Origin of the sequence: Flavobacterium sp. MK4S-17 (assembly GCF_009848495.1) — a bacterium.
Classification (GTDB): Bacteria; Bacteroidota; Bacteroidia; order Flavobacteriales; family Flavobacteriaceae; genus Flavobacterium.
Window position 1 is genome coordinate 40,184 of the sequence record NZ_WWEP01000001.1, and the last position, 20,689, is coordinate 60,872.

Consider the following 20,689-nt stretch of genomic DNA (forward strand, 5'->3'; position numbering starts at 1 on the left):
AGTCAGTTTCTTTAGCTGTTCACAGTTTTCATCTTATGCCTTGGGAGGCCTATCTCCTGTTCCTGCGGATAGGGCGCCCGTTGGGTCATCGACACATCCTCACGCAACCTCTCCTGGGTTTGGGAACTCTCCACATCGCTTTCCCTGTAACGCGGATCAGGTATGAAGGGCATCTTTTCCATTTTGGATATGGTAATGGTAGGGAAGTGGTAGTCTACTTCAACAGTACCCAAAAGCAAATAACAACCCCCTCCCTTAAAAGGGTATTCCTTCAGGCTGCCGGTAAAGTGCGCGGTATCGAAGAATTCTCCGTTGGCATCAATCCAGGTCCCGAAATACATGGCACCCATTTTAGTGGGTACATGCTTTCTTGAGACAAGGTAAGCCAACATCCTGACCTGCTTTTTATGGTAATGCACCAAATCACGTGCCATCACATCGCCACGATAGGATGTTTTCAGTAGGTTAAACGGCGTTACCGATACCGGGAACCCCAACAGTTCAATCTCGTCAAAGGCATCCTCAAAGGGGGAACGTTTCAGCTCCGGGAGCCTGTATTCCCGGACAGGCTGTGGCAGCAGTTGGGGCTGGCGTTGCTCAGGCCTGAAGTTCATCATGATGCGCCTTGCCGTTACCAGCAGCTCGTTCTTGTTCTTGCCCGTACAACGGAAAGCCCCTATATAAATCAATAATTGCAGTCCTTCTATGCCAATGGGCACGCGGTTGATAAAATCCTCTAAGCAAACATAGTCCCCATGGGCAAAGCGTTCCTCTACGATAGTCTTTGCAATGTCCCCCTGCAATCCCTGAAGGTGCATAAAACCCAGATAGACCTCTTTTCCATACAAGGTGGTCTCTACCTCGCTCTTATTTACACAGGGATTGTGGATAATAGCCCCCGACATCCGCGCCTCATGCACATAGACTTCTGTGCGGTAAAACCCGCCCTGGTTGTTGATCACCGCCACCATGAACTCAATAGGGTAGTATACCTTCAGGTACAGGCTTTGGTAGCTTTCCACGGCATAGGAAGCGGAGTGCGCCTTGCAGAAGGAATAGCCTGCAAAGGATTCGATCTGGCGGTAAATCTCAGCACTCAACTGTTCGGGATGCCCTTTTGCTGCACAGGAGGCAAAGAAATTATCCTTCACTTTCTGCAGGGCTGCTTTGGAGCGCCCTTTGCCACTCATGGCACGACGCAATATGTCTCCATCAGCGGCAGCCAGCCCCCCGTAATGGAGCGCAATCTTAATGACATCCTCCTGGTATACCATGATGCCGTAGGTTTCACCAAGCTGCTCCTCGAAAACCGGATGGAAATATTCAAACTTATCAGGATAGTTGTGCCGGAAGATGTACTCCTTCATCATCCCGCTCTGCGCCACCCCCGGGCGGATAATAGAGGAAGCCGCCACCAGCGTCTTATAATTGTTGCACTTCAGGCGGCGGAGCAAGCCCCGCATGGCAGGGCTCTCTATATAAAAACACCCGATGGTCTTTCCCTGTCCGAGGTATTCGTTGCAGGCCGCCTCATCCTTGGATATCGACGTGTCACGGATATCGACATCAATGCCACGGTTCTTTTTGATGAGCCTTACCGATTCATCGATGTGCCCGATCCCTCTTTGGGAGAGGATATCAAACTTATCAAAGCCTATCTCCTCGGCCACATGCATGTCAAATTGCACGATCGGAAACCCTTTGGGCGGCAGCTCCAGTGCCGTAAAATCAGTGATCGGGTCTTCCGATATCAGTATTCCACAGGAATGCATCGAGCGCTGGTTAGGGTATTTCTCCATCATCATGCCATAGCGGTGCACCAGCCGCACCACTTCATTTTTATCGTGCTGGTCCATGGCGGTACCCGACAAGGCATCAAGCTCCTCTTTCGGGAGGCCGAACACCTTACCCACCTCACGGAAAATAGATTTGTATTTAAATTCCACGTTCGTACCGCAGAAGGCAACATGGTCTGACCCGTAACGCCTGAAAATATATTCAAGGATCACATCGCGTTCCTTCCAGGACCAGTCGATATCAAAATCCGGCGGGCTTTTGCGGTTGAGGTTCAGAAAGCGTTCGAAATACAAATCCAGTTCCAGTGGGCAGATATCGGTAATGCCGAGGCAATAGGCAATAATGCTGTTGGCGCCGCTGCCGCGCCCAATATGCAGGAACCCCATGGAATTGCTGTATCGCACAATATCCCATGTAATCAGGAAGTACCCGCTGAATCCCAGTTCGTCAATCACCTTCAGCTCCTTTTCCACACGTGCCCTCGCAGCGTCATTATCACTTCCATAACGGCGCATCAGCCCCTGTTCTGCTAGAGCTGTAAGCAGTTCAAGGTCCGTTTCCCTTTTCCCGGTATAGTGCTTTTTGTTGCGCGGCACCCCGAAGGTATATTCAAAATTACAGCTGTTGATCAGCGAATTAGTATTCTCCAGTAATTCAGGATACCGGCTGTAACGGTTAATACAGTCTTGAAAAGGAATCATCATCTCATCAGCTTTTGCGTAATCGGTAGGTGCCAGCTTGCTGCCCAGGGTATTCAAGTCAATGGCACGCAGTATGCGGTGCAGGTTGTATTCGGCCTTCGTTCGGAAGGTTACCGGCTGCAGCACAACCATCTTTTCCAGCCTGTCTTTCCATTGGGGGCGTATCAGAAGGGAGACCTCTTCAGGCCGCACCCCAATGTATTCAAATTCGCGAAGCGAGTCTGGCGCCTTATCCATTGGATAGATAACAAACACCTCCTTAAAATCGGGAGCCAAAGAAGGCACAGGTGCCCCTTCAAGGTTATAGCGTGTACGGTGCTGGTTGATTTCCCCTATACCTGACCGGCTTTTTGCAAGGGTAATATAGAGCAAAGCATTTCCTTCACGGAATTCCATCCCTACCAAAGGCTTTATATCCGATTCCCTGCAGACCTTATAAAACTCATAGATACCCGTTACCGTGTTGATATCGGTCAGCGCCATAGCGGTAACCCCCAAGCTTTTGCCCATGGACACCAGATCGCTTACCGGGATAGTACCGTAGCGGAGGCTGTGGAAAGAATGGCAGTTCAGGTACATGCTCAGATCATTTTGGTTTTATACATGCCGCTGGCACGCATGACAGCGCCTGACCCGAAGCGGTTTTTAATCCTGTCCATAGCCTGGTACAGCGACATCATTTCCTGGGTATCCTCAAACAGGTTGATCTGGTATGACCCGCGTACCAGCTTTCCGAAGCGCACCCCGACAAGCCGCAGGCTCATACGGCGCTGGTAGAGCTTTTCAAAAGCTTCCAGTACCGCTTTTGTAAGGGTATGGTCGGAGGAGGTATAGGGCAATGTCACCTGCCGGGTCTCGGTATCAAAATTGGAATACCTAATCTTAACTGTTACATTTGAAGTCAGCCACCCCTCGCTGCGCAGTTGGTAGGCCAGCTTTTCCACCATCGTGCACAGTACCGCGCGCAGGAATAACAGGTCCGTGGTATCCTGGTGGAATGTATCTTCGGTCGATAATGATTTACGCTCCCTGTACGGCTCTACAGGTGTGTTATCGATCCCATTGGCTTTTTTCCACAATTCCACCCCGTTTTTACCGATCATTTCCTGCAACACATTCACGGGCATTTCCGCCAGGGTCTGTATGTTGCGAATCGCAATGCGGGACAACAATTTAAAAGTTGCATCACCCACCATGGGGATCTTGCGGATGGATAATGGATTAAGGAATTGCTGTACCATGGGTTGCGGGATTTCAAGGTTGCCCCTGGGCTTTCCTTCACCGGTGGCAATTTTGGAGACCGTCTTATTAACCGAAAGCGCAAAGCTGATCGGCAGCCCCGTCTCACGGGTAATGGTTGAGGAAAGCTCACGGGTCCATTTGTAGGAGCCATGAAACTTATCCATCCCGGTAATATCCAGATAGAACTCATCAATCGAGGCCTTTTCCATTACCGGCGCTTTTTCCTCGATAATCTGTGAGACCGTAGTGGAGTAGCGGGAGAACAATTCCATATCGCCTTTAACGACACGTGCTTCGGGGCAGAGGCGGAGCGCCATCTTAATCGGCATTGCGGAATGCACACCGAACTTTCGTGCTTCATAAGAACAGGAAGCCACCACGCCCCGGTCGCCACCGCCAACAATAAGGGGAATCCCTTCCAGGCCAGAATTTTGCAGCCTGACACAGGATACAAAAAAAGTATCCAGGTCCATATGTACAATCGAGCGTTCCATAATCCATCCCATTTGTACTGAACAAAATTAGGACAGATATTCCCAAAATATTTTATATTTGTTGCGATAAATAATCCCAAAAAACGCTATGTCTTTATTTTCCGACAACATCAGGCACCTCAGGATGAAAAAAGAGGTTTCTCAGGCGATCGTAGCTGAAAGCTTAGCTATTACGCGCGACAGGCTTGCTAAATACGAAGAAGGCAAGTCCCAGCCGCCTTTTGAGATCCTGATCAAATTATCGCATTACTACCATATCAGCATTGATCTTTTGCTGACGGCCGATATCCGGAAGGTTGATATTGACGGGCTCATGCAACTGGAAGATAACCGTATCCTGCTGCCTATCGCCGTGGACAGGGAAGGGGAGAACACCATTGAGGTGATCCCCCACAAGGCACGTGCCGGTTACCTGAGCGGCTACAGCGACCCTGAATTCATCGAAAGCCTGCAGCATATCTCCCTGCCGTTCCTGCCACAAGGCAAATACAGGGCTTTTCCTGTAGCAGGGGACTCCATGCCGCCCCATAGGGAAGGTTCCTTTATCATCGGGAAATACATCGAAAGCCTTGGCGAGGTACGCGACGGGCGTACGTACATCCTGCTGACCCGAAATGAAGGGATCGTCTATAAGCGCCTGAACCGTAACGGGAAGAACAGCCTTACCCTGATCTCGGACAATACATTTTATGAACCCTACGATGTTAAGCTGTCCGATGTCCTTGAGATCTGGGAGTACAGCTGCAGCATTGCCACCAAAGAATATGAGCCTGACAACCTGGAACCGCAGAGTATCCGGGAGATGTTCAGCAGCCTTCAAAATGAGATAAAAGCCTTAAAAAATATACAATCCTAATTTATGCCTGTAACGATACGCCTTAAAATATCAAGGGATATTGACACCGCTACTGAAAAGAAAGTGCTGAAGCTTAGGGGAAGCCTTATCGCCCGCGGCTTCACTGATATTATTTATTTCGAGGAAGAAGGTCCGGAGCACTATGTCCATTACTTTACCAGTGAAACAGCGCTCGCAAATGAAGCAAAGGGCTACATCGCTCACTGTATCGTAACGGAATCACTTTCTGATACTATCGAGCTATTGCCTGAAAAAGGATAGTAATAAAAGATTTGCAAAAAGGTTTATTTTAGCTTACACTTGACCCTTAAGTTTCTCACCGGTTCTCCAGCGCCTGCTGGATATCTTCCTTTATAAGTTCCCAATAGTAGCCTTTGAGGCTTACAGGGTCAAAATCATCATCAGCAAGGGTGAAGTTTCTGAAGTTGGCATAGATCAGGTTCCGGTCATGGTTATAGGGATACCGCTTGTGATGCAGGCTGAGCATCTCCGCAACTGTATAGTTGTCGAGAAGCTCGTGCAGGTCCCAAAAATCTTTTTTGCGCCCCCCGCGCTGGACGATGTCCACCTTCATGGCAATGATCTCTTCCAATGTGGCCATGCGGATACCCTCACAGTCCAAAGCCGGTGTTATGAATGTATCGGTATAGTACAGGTCAAGCTTGACAGCCTTGTCCCTGCTGTTGCCGATAAGGTAGGACTTCCCCATGCCGATGGCCGTACCAAAGCCCTTGTCCAGATAAGGGAATTCCCTTTCCATGAAAACCTCAATAGCTTCAAAATCAACCGAACCATATTCCGCATCGGTAAAAAGGTCAATATCTACTGATATGCGGTGCCCCAGCTGCAGGCTAAGGGCCGTTCCGCCCACCAGCCGGAAATCCTCTAATGCTTCTGCCTGCATCAAAAGCAGCAAGGCTGCACGCAAATCTTCGTTAACCGTGTTCCAGTATATCATCCTGCCTTGTTCCATTTTGCTGAAAGTCTAGCATTACCCTTATCCTTTACTACCTGGCGTGTTTTTTCAAACCCGTAAAAACGCAGGATCTCTTTTTTTTCGCTGATATTGCCCCTTTCAAATACCCGCAGTATTACAGGGCGTGCCTGGCGCTCCCAGTCAATGCTTTCTATATCGGTATCCCAGAAAAGGCTTTTGCGCAGCAGCTGCATATTGGGGCGGTGCTCTTTCAGTAGTTTCTTTCTTTCCTTCTCGATCTCGTGATGGGTCTGCAAAAGCGCCAGGGTGCCTTCCTCCAGACCCAGTTCCCGGTCTATCTTTAAGGCAGCAGGCAGCGGAAGGCTTCTTTTTCCCTTGATGATCTGGTTAAAGGATTGGGGAGCCAGGCCTACTGACAGGGCAAAAGGGCGCTGGGCCAGGTCCCTCTGTTTAAGTTCCCTTGCCAATATAACACCCGGGTGGATACCCCTATATTTTTCAAAGCGCTTTTCCATACTACAAATATAAGCAAAATTGCTTATATAAATAATGTCGTTACTGTCTAAATTACTGTTTATCATATATGTATTATTGTGTATTCAGTTTTCTACTTTTTAATCACCAGATAGGAGAGGGCAGGGTCGGATAGCAGCCGCTCCATTTCAGATTGTATGATCTCCTGAACGTCCTGCTTCACCTGTTCATAATTCCGTTGTACTGCCTGCTGGTCTATCCTGCGCACAGGTTCAATTTCGCGATAGGCCGCTTCCTCGTTCTTTATAGCCTCATGGTCATTGAGTATCTCACAGTGAAATGTTTTCAGGTCAATTTTAGTAAGGGGGTCATCGGCTACCATACCGACAAATTCACCGGAACTCAAAGAGGCTATTTTTGAAGGGGGGATGGCGGATTCCAGTTGTTTGGAACGGCTGATGGAAGTATCATTGCTGTTGATGGAAAGGCTTTCCCGGTCCTGCATGATCTTGCCAAAACGCTCAGAGAGCTGCTTTGCCGTATCGCCCGTTACCTGCCCTGCAATGATGTTCCCTGTGATGTTCATGATGACATCCGCCTGTTCCCTCCCATAATCCTTGCGCAGCTGGCTGAAGTCCTGTATGCCCAGGCATGTGGCGACCTTATTGCTTCGCGCGGTAGCAATGAGGCTGTCCATGTTATTGAGGTAGATGGTCGGGAACTCATCAAATACCAGGCTGCTCTTCAGTTTACCCTTTTTGTTGACCTGCTTGACCAGCCTGGTCACATATAAGGAAAGCACCGCGCCGTATATCTGGATCTTCTGCGGGTTGTTGCCCATACAGACTATTTTAGGGTCGTCGGGGTTGTTGATGTCAAGGGTAAAATCGTTGCCGGAAAGTACATAATACAACTGCGGTGAGGACAGCCTTGCAAGGGCAATCTTAGCGGATGCGATCTGTCCCTCTAGCTGTTCCATCACATCATTAAGGTATGCATTGACAAAAGGGTTGATAAGCACCTCGATCTCCTTTTCAGTGCGCAGCAGTGTAAACAGGCTGTCATACTCCACCTGCATCAGCTCCAAGACATGGGGCAGGGTACAGAATTCGCCGTCCTTGTATTTCCTGAGGTACCATATTACCGCGGTAAGGAAGTTGATGGGGGATTCCACAAAGAAATCACCCTGCTTCTTGATCCACTCCCGGTTAAGCCCCATCAGTATGGTCCGCGCTGACTCAGCCGCATCGGTTATGTCCGTCATTGCTGAAGGCTCAAGGGGATTGCAACGGTGGGAGCGGGTCAGGTCATCGAAATTGATCACATAGAATTTGGCAGGTACCGGATATTTGTCCTTATGCCTGAGCCATGAGTTGTATGCGATACGCGAAAGGTCATCGAATTTAAAATCATAGACGAACATGGTGAAGCCCTTGGCAATATGCTGGGTGATGACATGGCGTATCACAAAATAGGATTTACCGGCGCCGGGGGTTCCCAATACCATCAAAGCCCTGAAAGGGTTGATGATGTTTATCCAGCTCAGCCTTTGCTTATCCTTAAGGCGATATTTTGCCGGCAGGTTAATCGAAAATTCGTTTTCAAGAAGCCGCTCCTCCTGCGGAAAGGTCTCGTTAAGCGTATTGAAAATGTCGCCGCTGCCTAATTTTTGCCTGATGATACGCGAGAGTTTAGTCCCTCCCGAGAGCATCAGCAGGTAGCCGCATGCACAACTTGCCATGTATAACACGGCAATGGCCTGCATTGTAAAACCGCTGTATAAAACAGCAACCGAGCTGCCATATAGGATGACACCTGTAATTATAGTCCGGGCAGCCTGCCCGGTTGTGGCTTTCTCGTCCTTTCTACCCCTGGCACCTAACAGCGAAATGATCAAAAATCCCACAGCGATAAGCTTGGGTTTATGGAAAGTAGCAAACAAGCCTGTGGCTATAATATTCTTTAGGATCTTCTCAGTAAACCCAGTGGTGAGTTTCAAATAATTAAAAAAACCATAGCATTCGTAATAGAAATGCAGGAAGAGCACCAGCAGGCTTATCAGCCGTGTCATGTCTAATATCTTCCGAAGCGCCTGTTCATTTTCACCTGTATTCATAGCAATTATTTTAGTATTACGAAGTTCCCCGCTTCCTTCTTTTTTTCTTCCGTGTGTAGTGTTTGGATACATAATCCGGGGCGTATCCTGCAGCTGTCAATGTCCCGATAAGGCCTGCTATTTCCTGTATCAGCCCTGCGGCCCTCGGATCATTCTCTGCAATATTTGCCGCTATGTGTTCCAGCTTTCTCTCTTCGGTGCGTTTAGCTTCGCCTGATGATATGGGGCTGAACCGTTCCTGCATCTCTTTTGCACTATAAGATTTGCCCAAAGCGCTGCCATTAAAAACTGCACCAGTCTTGTGGTCAACGTAGGTCAGCCCGTATAAAAAGCCTTGGCTGTTCCGCCGCTGTACCATGATGACACCTTCCTTAGCCAAAGCACTTTCCAATCCCTCCAATGAAGGCTTCACCTTTGCCGCGGCAAGGTGGTCGATCATGTTCTTAATCCTTGCCGTATGTACCTTACCTGCTATCTTATTTCGGGCAAATTTGCCTTCAAGCCTTGCAAGTGTCGGCCGGTTATAGAACAGGCTGGCCTTAATTGGTACACCCACGGGCTGTCCATAACTATTGATGATGCGGTAGTACAGCCCTTTGTGCTTTTCCACCCGCGAACTTTCCCTTCCTCGTTCCGCCTTTACATTGTAAATGCCCAGCACTGCATTAAGTTCATGAAGGCTTGTATAGCGGTATCGGTCCAGCACTGCCTCCAGCACATTCTGTATAGCTGAGCGTGTTTCTGATTTCCCATATACCGCGGGCCCGGTACCCGGCCTGTCCACGTGAAGGCGTGCCGTGTTTCTGTCTTGTGCCTTTACCAGCCCAAAAGCCTCCTCAATCCTTTTCCGTGCCGGCTCCGACTTACGGATACCCAAATGATGCAGGTCAATCCGGCTGCCATCGGGCAGGATGTTCGTACTAACCAGGTGCAGGTGCGGGTGCCCCGCATCAAAGTGCCGGTAGACTAGGTAAGGCTGGCTGCCGAAACCGATGTCCTCCATGTATTCAGCTGCGATGGCAGTAAGCTTTTCAACAGGAAGATCTTTCTCTGACGGGTCGAAGTTCAGTGAGATATGGATGCTGTTTCGGCGGGCATTGGTATTGAGCTCCATACGCTTTAGAAAGTAGTTCAGCTTTGCATTAAAGGACAGCTGCACCGCATCCCCGGGAAAGTTTTCTCCTGTCAGACAAACCGCATTTTCCTGCTTTACCTTATTCTCGTTGTAATTGAGGATGCGGTGTATGGAACTGCTCACCTTAATCACCGCAACCATCGCTCAGCCATTGAATTTAGCAAAGCTTTTGCTTCATTGATCTTCAGTAGAAGCTGCTCCGACTCCGAGGCATGCTGAAGCGCCCATCCGGCAGCCTCACCCTCCCGTAGCGTATGCAGTTTTTTCACCGACTGGTTCACATTATTACCGATTGCACTAAGCTCCCGCGTCAGGGTTGCCATAGCCTGGAGAAGATCATCCTGGGAGGCATTCCGGTAGGTTGCCACAAGCGGCTTGTCAAGCAGTACAGCCCTTACAAACTGGCTCAGGCTTCGGCAAGTTGTCCTGGAAAATTTGTTTTGAAGTGCCTTATACTCATCCGGGAGAAGCCGAAGGTGCACCCATTTGGTACGGTTGTTCTTTTGTGCTGTCATCATACTTCATTTTATCACTTATCATTATTTGTCCAGCCTGGGCAATATGCCCCAACGAGTTTCGAGTGAAGGGGCCAAGATCCGGTTGTGTGATACAACCGTTCATCTTGCCGATTGCAACAGAAACAGCAATCTCTTACTGTGTCCGGAAACTTTCTTACCGGCATCTTTTACCTGTTACCTGCAGGCTCTTTTAAATCCCTTCAGGATTAAAGAGAGATAAATGCTGTCCAGAGCAAGTATCACATTCATTGCGAAAGTGAGTCCATGAAGCATTTGCGCAATGGATTCTTTTTCGCCCATTCTTACATCCCAGGGAAAAATCCTGAGGGCCTGCCCGAAGGTTATTTCCGGATCATTACCTATCAGCAGCAGCGAGCTTCACATTAGAGTGATCATGCGTTACTTTGCAAGTTCCTGAACAAAATTATACAGCGGGCGGAAGCAATCCAATCATGGGTAAATTATAACTATGATAAATAGGGGCAGCCTGATTAAATTTGTTCCTCTACATGTTTAATTTAAATCTAAAGCGTATGCTGACTACCAATGAAGTGGGGCAGGTGTTCGACACTATTTTGAGCAGCCCGGGAATGAATGATGCGGTACGTATCGACATGCGTATCTCGAGAAAAAATGTGTTGCTGCTAACCCATGTTATCGAGCAGGGGCTACAGGAAAAAGGAGAGGGCAAAGGAGGCCTGTTTGCCTCGGCGCCTGAAGAGGCCCGGCAGGAACTGAAAGACCTTTCCCATGATTTCCTGGAAAAGGCGGGGCTTGTTGAATTAAGTGAAAAGCTTAAGGCACTGGCCGCCTCAAAATGACCGGAAGGGCTGCCGACAGGTGGCCCTTCATCTTTTATAAATCTAATTAATTTTTACAACTTTAGGCACGCTTTATAAAATAAGATTCCTACTGTACTGCGATAACTTAGCCATAGTTATTTATTCACAGTGCAATGAAAATATCCTCCCGAGTTAAAGGTATCGCCATAGAGGCTGTCTGCGGCCTGTTCATTTTACTTTTTGTATATGCAGCGGTCAGCAAGCTGCTTGATTTTGAAAATTTCAGGATACAGATTGCCCAGTCCCCCGTCACGGCGGCCTATGCCGCACCGCTGTCTGTCATTGTCCCTGTAGCGGAGCTTGCCATCAGTGTGCTTTTACTCTTTAAAAAGTTCCGGAGGGCTGCCTTGCTGGCCGCTTATACGCTGATGCTGGTCTTCACCGGATACATTTATATCGTACTGCATTACAGCAGTTACATTCCCTGCAGTTGCGGTGGCATACTGGAGGAGATGGGCTGGACGGCACACCTGTACTTTAACCTCGCTTTCGTCCTTCTTGCAGCGGCAGCGCTACTGCTTTCCGGCCCAAACGGGAGCAGGTTTACCGGGCCTGTAATGCAACTATTTGTATTCGGTTTACTTGGCCTTGGCATGATTGGCATCCTTTATAAACGGTCTGCCACTACCATGCAGGAGCACAATACCTTCATCCGGAATTTCCCGCATAACCCCAACAAAGTCCGTGAGGCCGACCTGCGGTACAACAGCTATTACTTTGCCGGGACTGCTGACGATACCCTATACCTTGGCAATACTACCGCGCCGCTCATTGTAACCCGGCTGGATACATTGCTTTCTGGCCTGGAACAGGACACCATCAGGCTGCTCCCGGATAACCTGCCGTTCCAGTCACTCCAGCTTGAGGTTGGCACCAGTGGCTTTTACCTTTCCGACGGTACTGTCCCCGTCATTTTCAGGGGGCACCAGCGCCATGGGTGGAAGGCGCGGGAGGCCTGGAGGGGCAGTATTTATTTTTCGCAGGCCAGGGCGGTGGACACCTCTTTTATAGCGGTACGGTGCTTTGACAGGGACAACACTTTTACCCTGGCCGGCATTCACCTGCCGAACGGCAAGGTATCCATCAAACGTGGCTTGCTCCAACGCCAGGTTGACGGACGCTTTGATGTGGACGGGACGCTCCAGTTCGATGCCAAACAGGAAAAACTGATGTACCAGTATTATTACCGCAACCAGTTCCTGCTTGCCGATAACCGCCTCAACCTGATCAGCCGGGGGAAGACCATTGATACCATTGACAAGGCGCAAGTACAGGTGGCTTACGTAAAGAGCCACCGGGAATATAAACTATCAGCACCGCCGCTGACGGTCAATAACAATGCCTGTATCGACAATGGTTTTCTCTTTGTCCAGTCCGCCCTGAGGGGGCGGTTCGAGAAGGAGGATATGTGGAGGGAGGCTTCCATTATTGATGTGTATGATGCCGCTGCCAACCGTTACATATCCAGTTTCTATGTGTATCACGAAAGGGGTGAAAAACTCCGGTCATTTATGGTTAACGGCAATCATTTCTACGGGCTGCTGGGAAGGTACCTGGTCGATTACCAGCTGCATCCCGCGATCTTCACGACAACAAAATAAAAACGACTGCAGCAGGGGTAAGGCCGAAAACCTGAGACAGAGTAGGCCGCAACTTAAAATTATTTATTATGAAAACAAATCTTTTGAAGAGGGTAGCTGTGGCAGGTGTATTTGCCGTGGCTGTTTCGGGTGCATTTGCCACCCATGCGCAAACGCTACAGAAAAGGACCGCAACCACAAAACCCGGCTTTGTCAGGGGGGCAACGGTTTTTATCTGTAACAATGAAGAGAACTGCCAGGTTGAGAGCAACAGCCACCTGTGCAGGGTAGGCGGGTCGGACACAGGAACCCAGCTTTGGGGCAAGGATGACCAGAACCGATGCGTACAGACACTGTACCGTATCATGCCGTAAGCAAAAAAGAAAATGCAGTCCCGACGGACTGCATTTTCAACTTAATCAACTTAAACTAAACTAACTCAATTCCATTTATCAGGCTCTGCCCAAAGGGGCTTCGGCCTGCCTTTAAGGTAATAGTCAAACCATTCTTTTATGCGTACGGTCAGGTCTTGCCTGTTCCCATACCCGGAGAGCGTATGGCCTTCACCCGGATACAACAGCGCAGTATGTGTTTTTCCCTGCCGCCTTAACGAAAGGTGTAGGCTCATCAGCTGCGTATAAGGGACCTGCTGGTCGTCCTTGCCGCACCACGAGAGCAGGGGTGTATTGATCCCTGCCGAATTAAACAAAGGGGATGCCTGGTTATATCCACGGGGATCCTCGTGGTAAGGCTTTCCTATCCTGAACTGCCCATATTCCATATGCCAGAAATTCGGCCGTTTGAACTCCGGCACCACAAAGTGGTAAAAAGAGGGGATGTCATTAATGGCAGCCCCACTGACAGCCACCGCAAACCTGCGGGAGCGTGTCAATATATAGTTGGTTTCATATCCGCCGAACGAGTGCCCGATAAGGCCGATCTTATCTTTATCAATGTCTGTCCTGGCCTCCAGGCTTTCCAAAGCCGCCTCCACACAGTCCAGCGCTGCCTCACCGGGGTTTGCGTCATTGCCTGTGAAAGAGATATCCGGCAAAAAGACAAAATAGCCGTCCATCATATAATTGGCCGGGTTGAACCCTGCACCATTGTCATAAGAGGGGCGTATGAACTTCTGCATTTCCCATGCCTGCTTTTCATAGATATGCACAATCATCGGGTATTTTTTGTCCGGCCTGTATTGCTGCGGATAGTACAATATCCCGTCAAGGCGTTCCCCCTGGCTGCTGTAGTAGTTTACTTTTTCAGCCCTGAAAGGCTGCATATTGTAATACTGCTTATTGCTGCGGTAGCGTACTTTGGGAGCCCTACCCAAGCCGGCTATTTCAATGACCGGTGGGGTTTGGTAGTTCTGCCGTATATACACAAGGTTCTTTCCGTCGCTGTCAGTAACCCCGTGGGACAGCATGTCATCAGTTTCAATAAACTTTTTAAATTTTCCCGATGCCAGCCTCATGCAATACGCCCCTGAAACGGAGCCGACCCTGAACAGCAACGGGCGGTCCAGCCTTACTGTCCCTACATAGGAGCCGTTATAGTTGCCCCTGGTATGCTGCTCCGCCAGCTGGGGAACGAGTCGGTACGGTTCCCCTTTCTCCCTGCCAAAAGTGATGCGCCTGGGCGCTTTGCCCGGTGTGATGCCCCACACGTCGTACTTATCATAAACCATTATTTCAGCATCTCCGGGGCTCCAGCCCATAACGCCATAAGCCGGTGGCTCATCCGGCCAGTCAAAACTCTCTTTAAAGAGCGGAAAGGGTATACTCTTTGTCAGGTTGTAATGCGTGGCTGAGGCGAATTCGTAGGCCCACCAATCGCCGCCCCTGAAATAACTGAGGTACTTTCCGCCCGGGGAGATGCTCAGCTGCCCCGCAAACCCGCCGTCGTTAAGGAGCTGGCTGATCCTGCCCGTGCGCATATCCAGTATATGGTAGGTGCGTGGGGCGTACATGTTCGGGCTGGGTTCATTGCCATAAGGATCCCACAGCACCGCATAGGGATGGTTTCCGGCCAGCATCACGGAAGGGTATTGCTCACTGGTGAGCATTGCCGTAGTGTTTTCCACCGGTGCCCACACGGCCAGCTTGGGCATTTGCGTCCATTCCCTGACCGTAACCTTTGAAGGGTAAATGACCCTGTCAGCCGCGTTCCAGACTTCGGGCCCTTTGATGCTGTCGGCTATGGGTTCCGGTGCAATCTGGAAGTACACTTTTGAGGCATCACCGGATATAACTATAGGGCCGTAACCGGCTGTGATCGTTCCCCTGATAAGGCCGGGGTATGCATTAGGCTGAAGCGTGTAGCTTCGCCCTGTATCCATACGGTGCAGTATCAGCTCGCCAGTGTCATTGCCATTGACCTTGGCAGGCCCTAAAATATAAGCCAACGCATCTCCCTTATCCTGCCATTGCAGTGACCGGCAGGAGGCAGTTCCCGAATAGATTTCCGTCTGGCTGAAATCATCCATATCCAGCACTATGATACACAGGTTTGCTTCCTGCTTTGCTGCTATGGCCAGCTTACCCGTGGCGCTATTATAACTGTAAGCCTCTACCGCTGGGAAGGTCAGTGAGATGCTGCCGTTCAAATTTTTGACACGTAGCGCCTTATTGCCATCAGAAGTATGCTTTGTAAAAAACAGCGCCTGCTTCCTCTCGGCAAAACCAAAGGCATCCGCCGGGAAGGCACTAACGGTCCTATTTTCCAGATCCACCAGTGAAAGGCCGCTGTTGTCAAGGCAGGCAAACCAGCGCTCCCCATAAAAGCTGCCCGATCTCCCGCTAGGAAAATCAAGCTGCCGGGAGCCATCGGCTTCGACCAGGAACAGCGTGTCCCCTGCTGGACCGTATGCCATGGAGTAAGTGAGCCATTTACCATTAGTGCTCATGCCCTGAAGGTTGAGCGCACCCCATCCCGCAAATGGGTCATGGCCAGACTCCCGCGGAGCAGCCTGCCCAAAGACGAGCGCAGTACAAAGCACCAGCACACAACTGCAGGAATACCTGTAGAAGCCTTGTATCATGATTGCATTTAGCGCTTGCATTATAGTCATTTCAATAGCCGGGATTTTGTGAACCCAGGTTCGGGTTGGTGATTAGCTCATTTTCCGGGATGGGCAGCAGCGCATCGGTAGGCTGCCATCCGGGTTTCAGGGGATCCAGCGCCGCATCGAGGTTCGCTGTCCGCTTCAGGTCAAAAAACCGGTGTCCGAACTCGGTAAATAATTCTGTGCGGCGTTCCCGAAGGATCGCTTCCAGGATTTCAGAGGCACCGGACGCTTGTGTGTCATCGAGGCCGGCATGCTGGCGTACCCTGTTCAGGTCTTCCAGCGCACCAATAAGGTCACCCTGGCGCGCCCTCGCTTCGCTGCGGATCAGTATGACCTCAGCAAGCCGCAGCACCACAGACATTTCAAGGGTGGCGCCTGTAGCTGCCCGCTCCTTGTACTTGTTGCTGTGGTACCATGGCCCGCCATCACCGGGAACCTCTTTTACCCAATGCACTTTCCTGAGGTCCCCATCCTCATACGCCTCCATGAGCTCCTGCCGAAGCGTGGCAAAAGAGGGTGGACCTGAAATAAAAATGAAGGTGGCACCTTCCGCAGTGTTTTGCCCTTCCGCCGCAGGTGAGAATTGCCAAATGGTAGCATTACTCTCCTTAAGAAAAGTAGTTTCAACAGGTTCCTCGCTGTACAGCGCCGTGTTGTTCAGCACCGCTGAGGCCATGTCCGCCGCTTCCTGCCACTGCCCACTGTAGAGGTAGACCCTTGCGAGCAGTGCCTGCGCGGCTGCCCTGTTAGGGCGTGTACGGTCCTGGGTGATGTATTCTTCGGGGAGTAATGTTAGGGCCTGTTCAAGGTCCTGGGCAATCATTTGGTATACCTCCGGGGAAGGCATACGCTGCGCTACCCTGTTGACACGGTAGTCGGTCGTGGTGATGTATGGGATATCCCCAAATACATTCAGCAGATAAAAATGCAGCAGCGCACGGCAAAAGAGCGCCTCTCCGATAAGCGGTTCCTTGTCAGCCTGGCTGATGGCCTGTGAAGCGGCTAACCCTTCCAACACGGCATTGGCACCGTATACCTGGTTGTAGGCGCCGGACCACCACGAACCTACCTGCGAGGTGGACGGCAGTACGGCATTGTTATAGAAGGAGGCCGCAAAATAAGTTGATGCGCCATAATATTCCAGTTCATCAGCGTAGAGCCCCATGGCAGCGGAAAGCCCCTGTGCGGACCCGCTGAGCATACCTGAACTGCGCATTTTCGCATAAATTTCCGTTACGGCAGCGGTGGCTGTAGCTTTATCCTCAAACACCATCGAAGCGGTCAGCTGCGATGAGGGGAGGTCCACCTCAATATAGTCCTCGCATCCTGCCGTCATGCAAAGGAGCAGCAGTGCGAGCATATGTAAAGGCAGTGCCTTAAGTATAGTAAATCGTTTCATCCTGTTTGTTTTAAAAAGTTAGCTGAATCCCCGTAGAAATAATTTTCAAAGGCGGCAGGTAGTTCAATCCCGCGAATTCGGGATCCCGGCCTTTATATCCTGTAATGGTCAAAAGGTTCTGCCCTTCGAGGAAGACCCTGCAGCCCAGCCTGGGCGTTACATTCTTCGGCAGTGTATAGGACAGGGCTATGTTCTTCAGGCGGATAAAGGAAGCATCCGAAATAACCCCCGTACTGTTCATGAAACGGTTGAATGCCGTCACAGCCTCAGAGTCCGCGCCCGTTGTGAAGCGCTGGTACTGCCCGCCGCTTCCCGGAGATGTCCACCGGTCCATCACTGCAGCGGGCTGGTTGGCAAATGTCCCCGGTGGCCCCGAGGACACTTTTTCGTTGTAATTGTCCTGGCTTACGAACTGGAAAAGGAAATCCAGGGTAATACCTTTGTAGGACAGGCTGTTGCTCACGCCGCCAAAAAACCTTGGGTTCAGGTCGCGTACCGCCTGGCGGTCATCCTCGCCCGTAAGAATGCCGTCCCCGTTAAAATCCCTGAACTGGTAAAGGCCGGTCTGGGGATCTATTCCCGTATACTCGTAAACCTTGCGGATGTTCAGGGGCTGGCCGATGACGTACAGATTCTCGTAAGAGGAGCCTTCAAGGTCAGGGAACGCTACCAGCCTGTTGCGCGCTATGGTCAAGTTGATGCCCGTGGACCATGTAAAGTCGGGTTTCTGGACATTAACGGTGGTCAGGGAAAATTCCCATCCGCTGTTCTCTACCACCGCATCTAAATTGGCCTGTATGGAAGTAAAGCCGGTTGTTGCCGGTAAAGGCACCCCTACGAGCTGGCTTGATGACCTGTTGCGGAACCAGCCCGCCGAAAACAGTATCCGGTCCTTCAGCCAGCCAGTCTCAAGGCCTACCTCCAGTTTACGGTTGGTTTCCCATCCGTAGTCGGGATTGAAGAGCCTGGTCGGCTGCAGGCCGCTGCTCCCGCCGTAGGTATTGGGCGATACCGCATAACTGTCCAGGAACTGGTAATCCCCGATCTGGTCATTGCCGGTGGTGCCGTAACTGCCGCGCAGTTTTCCATAACTCAGTACTGTGCTGCCCGAGAGGAATTCCTCGGAAGAGAACAGCCATGCAGCACCCACAGCGCCAAAATTGGCAAACCGCCTGCCCGGGCCAAACCGGCTTGAGCCATCCCTGCGCCCTGTCAGGTTCACGATGTAGCGCCTGTCCCAGTTCAGGTTTACCCTTGCAAATACCGCATTGTAGCGGTAGTCCGATTCGAGGTGCGAAGCCACATCCAATGACGTGGCGGCAGCAAGGTTGTAGATCAGGCTATTGCTGCTGAATCCAGTACCGGACTGCGCCAGCTGCGCGCCAGTGAGCTGCTGGAAAGTAGTACCTGCCAATGCTTCCAGCTTTAGTTTCTCCCATTGGCGCGTGTAGGCCAGCTGCGGCTCAATGATGTAGGACTGCCGTGAGGTAGTGGTGAGGTATAGTGTTGAAAACTCAGGGCCTATCCCATAGGCAGGGTCATAAATAGTATTGGGCATGGTGCGGTCCTCAAGATGGCGCGTGTCGGTAAAGCCGAAGCTGGAACGAAGGGTAAGCCCTTCCAGTACGGTATAGGAAAGGAGCGTATTGGCTATGAAATCATGGGTGTCGGTGCGGAACTTTCCGTTGAATTCCCCCAACGGGTTGATCCAGGTACTACCTTCCCAGTTCAGGTTGCCCTCGCTGTCATAGAGTGCTGGCGCATTGGGCACCAGCATTGCGGCAATGGGGGTAGGGTCGAGGCCCGGCTGCTCGTTTTTCTGCGCCGTGTAGCCTGCGGTGGCATTTGCGGTAAACCTGCCGTCATCGGAGCGGTGGCTGACCTGCAGCCTTGCCCCGCCTTTGCCATAGCCGAAGTCCCCCGGGAATACGGTAGTTTCTTTATTGTAGGTACCGGTAAGCAGGAACTGCGTTTTCTCGGACCCGCCGCTTACCGAAGCCTGCAGGCTGGTAATATCGGCAGTCCCACCTAGAAGGACATCCTGCCAGTCGGTATAGCGGTTCCTGTCGTAGGTCCCGTTGACATCGAAATCCGCAGGGCCTATCGGTATCCCGTCATTGGCAAAGGCTTCCTCGCGCATTTGAATGTACTGCTCGGTACTCAGCATATCCATAAATCCTGTTACACGCCCAAAGCCGCGGGAGTAGGTAGCCGAGACGGTGGTCTTACCAGCCTTGCCTTTTTTGGTAGTGATCAGCACCACGCCATTGGCCCCCCGCGAGCCGTAGATGGCTGTAGCATCCGCATCCTTGAGCACCTCAATACTTTCTATTTCCGACGGGTTAATGCTGTTGAGCGGACTAGTAGGGGCCGGCAGCACTGTGGAGGTCTGGCCGTTTCCGATGTTCTCGGAGGAATACGGAACCCCGTCAATGATATAAAGCGGCGCATTGCCGCCATCCCGCAGGCTGTTCTGCCCACGAATCCTGATGTCAAAGCCGCCGCCGGCAACACCCGTCCCCTGCACAATATGCACCCCCGGCATCCTGCCCTGCATGGTCGCCAGCACATTGGTCACAGGCTGGCCTTCAATTTCCTTTGCTGTTATCCTGGAGATGCTTCCTGTACTTTCTTTTTGCCTGACATTGTAATAGCCGGCATTGATTACTACTTCCCCAAGCTGCGTGGTGTTTTCTTCCAGCGTTACGTTGTGCACCGGTGCCGTTACAATAAGTTCCTTGTCCTTAAACCCTACAAAGGAAAATACCAGCGTATCACCAAGAGCTGCATTAATGCTGTACTGTCCCTTTTCGTCTGTGATAGTGGAAATAGATTTCCCTTTTACAAAAACGGTAACACCGGGCAACGTACCGGCAGTGTCGGATACTGTACCCGAGACGGCTGACTGCCAGTAGGAAATAGTTATATTGTGACTAAGATAGTTGGCATGCATGTGGCTGCACCAGAGCAATAGCCCTAAAATAAAGGCAAAGCAGCCCTTATCCAATGAAATTATTTTCATAATTTTGAATTGTTAAATGAAACGAAAGTTTTGTTATCACGGCCTTCTGCAAGCACCGCCAAGTAATTGCAGAGGGCTTTTTATTTGTGTTTGGTCCAATAGTTTACTGGTCTGTCATGGGCAAAAAAATGGTTTGTAGGTTAGTATTCAGGCTAGTTATTCTCTTTCCAATAGTTCCGGAGCCTTCTCCGGGTATTGCGGCATGAGTGGTGGGGTCCAAAGAATAAGGACCAGAGAAAGAAAAACAATGAATTTTCAAACACGCACCCATCATGTAGTATTGCTTAGCGCGACACCTGGGAAACATTGCTGAGAAGTAAGCTGAATAAAAATAAAATAGAAAACCATCCCAAAAAAGGAGGCGTGGGTTTCAACTCAGCTTACTGCCTTCAAGGTACTGGTATACCCGCGCGCAAATAAGTGAGCCCACGCCATATGGCGTGAGCATTTACACTTATCGTCCCGCGCGCTAAAATTACCAGTTTTTGAAGGCGAGATTCCAAGCGAAT

General features: G+C 50.6%; 15 protein-coding genes. 5 read left to right on the top strand and 10 right to left on the bottom strand.

Translation table 11 applies throughout. The annotated features are described in order from the left end of the window. Positions 1-11 precede the first annotated feature (11 nt). Together GSF09_RS00235 and dinB are read right to left on the bottom strand one after the other, a co-directional pair. Positions 12-3,077 (bottom strand): DNA polymerase III subunit alpha, encoded by a 3,066-nt coding sequence (locus GSF09_RS00235; RefSeq protein WP_159798912.1) that lies wholly within the window; start codon positions 3,075-3,077, stop codon positions 12-14. 2 nt (positions 3,078-3,079) lie between these two features. After that, the gene (gene dinB / locus GSF09_RS00240; RefSeq protein ID WP_159798913.1) at positions 3,080-4,234 is read right to left on the bottom strand and encodes a DNA polymerase IV; all 1,155 of its coding nucleotides are present in this window, start codon (positions 4,232-4,234) and stop codon (positions 3,080-3,082) included. 88 nt (positions 4,235-4,322) lie between these two features. Between dinB and GSF09_RS00245 the strand changes: the two genes are divergently transcribed. Beyond that, positions 4,323-5,090: a LexA family transcriptional regulator gene (locus tag GSF09_RS00245; RefSeq protein ID WP_159798914.1), complete on the top strand. Its 768-nt coding sequence runs from the start codon at positions 4,323-4,325 to the stop codon at positions 5,088-5,090. A gap of 3 nt (positions 5,091-5,093) precedes the next feature. Then, the gene (locus GSF09_RS00250; protein WP_159798915.1) at positions 5,094-5,351 is read left to right on the top strand and encodes a hypothetical protein; all 258 of its coding nucleotides are present in this window, start codon (positions 5,094-5,096) and stop codon (positions 5,349-5,351) included. A gap of 55 nt (positions 5,352-5,406) precedes the next feature. Here the strand turns inward: GSF09_RS00250 and GSF09_RS00255 are convergent, their stop codons facing one another. From GSF09_RS00255 to GSF09_RS00275, 5 genes are all read right to left on the bottom strand, one after another. Next, the gene (locus GSF09_RS00255) at positions 5,407-6,063 is read right to left on the bottom strand and encodes a nucleotidyl transferase AbiEii/AbiGii toxin family protein (protein WP_236564825.1); all 657 of its coding nucleotides are present in this window, start codon (positions 6,061-6,063) and stop codon (positions 5,407-5,409) included. After that, complete coding sequence (locus tag GSF09_RS00260) at positions 6,045-6,542, bottom strand: plasmid maintenance system antidote protein (RefSeq protein WP_159798916.1); 498 nt, start codon at positions 6,540-6,542, stop codon at positions 6,045-6,047. Before GSF09_RS00260 ends, GSF09_RS00255 begins: the two co-directional genes overlap by 19 nt. Before the next feature lie 92 nt (positions 6,543-6,634). Continuing rightward, positions 6,635-8,617: a conjugal transfer protein MobC gene (gene mobC, locus GSF09_RS00265; RefSeq protein ID WP_159798917.1), complete on the bottom strand. Its 1,983-nt coding sequence runs from the start codon at positions 8,615-8,617 to the stop codon at positions 6,635-6,637. Positions 8,618-8,633: 16 nt separating this feature from the next. After that, on the bottom strand, positions 8,634-9,893 hold the full coding sequence (locus GSF09_RS00270) for a relaxase/mobilization nuclease domain-containing protein (RefSeq protein ID WP_159798918.1): 1,260 nt from the start codon (positions 9,891-9,893) through the stop codon (positions 8,634-8,636). Then, positions 9,881-10,270 carry a plasmid mobilization relaxosome protein MobC gene (locus GSF09_RS00275; protein WP_159798919.1) on the bottom strand — a complete coding sequence of 130 codons (390 nt, stop codon included), beginning with the start codon at positions 10,268-10,270 and terminating at the stop codon, positions 9,881-9,883. Before GSF09_RS00275 ends, GSF09_RS00270 begins: the two co-directional genes overlap by 13 nt. Positions 10,271-10,779: 509 nt before the next feature. On the opposite strand from GSF09_RS00275, the gene GSF09_RS00280 reads away from it, so the two are divergent. The 3 genes from GSF09_RS00280 (at position 10,780) to GSF09_RS00290 (ending at position 13,066) form a co-directional block, all read left to right on the top strand. Continuing rightward, positions 10,780-11,091 carry a hypothetical protein gene (locus GSF09_RS00280; protein ID WP_236564826.1) on the top strand — a complete coding sequence of 104 codons (312 nt, stop codon included), beginning with the start codon at positions 10,780-10,782 and terminating at the stop codon, positions 11,089-11,091. Between the two features lie 134 nt (positions 11,092-11,225). Further along, positions 11,226-12,713, top strand: coding sequence for a MauE/DoxX family redox-associated membrane protein (locus tag GSF09_RS00285; RefSeq protein ID WP_159798920.1), 1,488 nt, complete (start codon positions 11,226-11,228; stop codon positions 12,711-12,713). Positions 12,714-12,781: 68 nt separating this feature from the next. Next, a complete protein-coding gene (locus GSF09_RS00290; protein ID WP_159798921.1) occupies positions 12,782-13,066 on the top strand; it encodes a hypothetical protein in 285 nt (94 codons plus the stop codon). A 65-nt stretch (positions 13,067-13,131) separates the two neighbouring features. Here the strand turns inward: GSF09_RS00290 and GSF09_RS00295 are convergent, their stop codons facing one another. From GSF09_RS00295 to GSF09_RS00305, 3 genes are read right to left on the bottom strand one after another with little or no spacing between them, the layout of a single operon-like run. After that, on the bottom strand, positions 13,132-15,732 hold the full coding sequence (locus tag GSF09_RS00295; RefSeq protein WP_159798922.1) for a S9 family peptidase: 2,601 nt from the start codon (positions 15,730-15,732) through the stop codon (positions 13,132-13,134). 31 nt (positions 15,733-15,763) lie between these two features. Continuing rightward, a complete protein-coding gene (locus GSF09_RS00300) occupies positions 15,764-17,158 on the bottom strand; it encodes a RagB/SusD family nutrient uptake outer membrane protein (RefSeq protein WP_159798923.1) in 1,395 nt (464 codons plus the stop codon). Positions 17,159-17,168: 10 nt separating this feature from the next. After that, the gene (locus GSF09_RS00305; RefSeq protein ID WP_159798924.1) at positions 17,169-20,180 is read right to left on the bottom strand and encodes a SusC/RagA family TonB-linked outer membrane protein; all 3,012 of its coding nucleotides are present in this window, start codon (positions 20,178-20,180) and stop codon (positions 17,169-17,171) included. Positions 20,181-20,689 lie beyond the last annotated feature (509 nt).

What these genes read in the sequence shown, in the direction of transcription:
- GSF09_RS00235 (WP_159798912.1), bottom strand. Translation starts at nt 3,077, where the DNA reads ATGTACCTGAACTGCCATTCTTTCCACAGCCTCCGCTACGGTACTATC.
- dinB (WP_159798913.1), bottom strand. Translation starts at nt 4,234, where the DNA reads ATGGAACGCTCGATTGTACATATGGACCTGGATACTTTTTTTGTATCC.
- GSF09_RS00245 (WP_159798914.1), top strand. Translation starts at nt 4,323, where the DNA reads ATGTCTTTATTTTCCGACAACATCAGGCACCTCAGGATGAAAAAAGAG.
- GSF09_RS00250 (WP_159798915.1), top strand. Translation starts at nt 5,094, where the DNA reads ATGCCTGTAACGATACGCCTTAAAATATCAAGGGATATTGACACCGCT.
- GSF09_RS00255 (WP_236564825.1), bottom strand. Translation starts at nt 6,063, where the DNA reads ATGGAACAAGGCAGGATGATATACTGGAACACGGTTAACGAAGATTTG.
- GSF09_RS00260 (WP_159798916.1), bottom strand. Translation starts at nt 6,542, where the DNA reads ATGGAAAAGCGCTTTGAAAAATATAGGGGTATCCACCCGGGTGTTATA.
- mobC (WP_159798917.1), bottom strand. Translation starts at nt 8,617, where the DNA reads ATGAATACAGGTGAAAATGAACAGGCGCTTCGGAAGATATTAGACATG.
- GSF09_RS00270 (WP_159798918.1), bottom strand. Translation starts at nt 9,893, where the DNA reads ATGGTTGCGGTGATTAAGGTGAGCAGTTCCATACACCGCATCCTCAAT.
- GSF09_RS00275 (WP_159798919.1), bottom strand. Translation starts at nt 10,270, where the DNA reads ATGATGACAGCACAAAAGAACAACCGTACCAAATGGGTGCACCTTCGG.
- GSF09_RS00280 (WP_236564826.1), top strand. Translation starts at nt 10,780, where the DNA reads ATGTTTAATTTAAATCTAAAGCGTATGCTGACTACCAATGAAGTGGGG.
- GSF09_RS00285 (WP_159798920.1), top strand. Translation starts at nt 11,226, where the DNA reads ATGAAAATATCCTCCCGAGTTAAAGGTATCGCCATAGAGGCTGTCTGC.
- GSF09_RS00290 (WP_159798921.1), top strand. Translation starts at nt 12,782, where the DNA reads ATGAAAACAAATCTTTTGAAGAGGGTAGCTGTGGCAGGTGTATTTGCC.
- GSF09_RS00295 (WP_159798922.1), bottom strand. Translation starts at nt 15,732, where the DNA reads ATGATACAAGGCTTCTACAGGTATTCCTGCAGTTGTGTGCTGGTGCTT.
- GSF09_RS00300 (WP_159798923.1), bottom strand. Translation starts at nt 17,158, where the DNA reads ATGAAACGATTTACTATACTTAAGGCACTGCCTTTACATATGCTCGCA.
- GSF09_RS00305 (WP_159798924.1), bottom strand. Translation starts at nt 20,180, where the DNA reads ATGAAAATAATTTCATTGGATAAGGGCTGCTTTGCCTTTATTTTAGGG.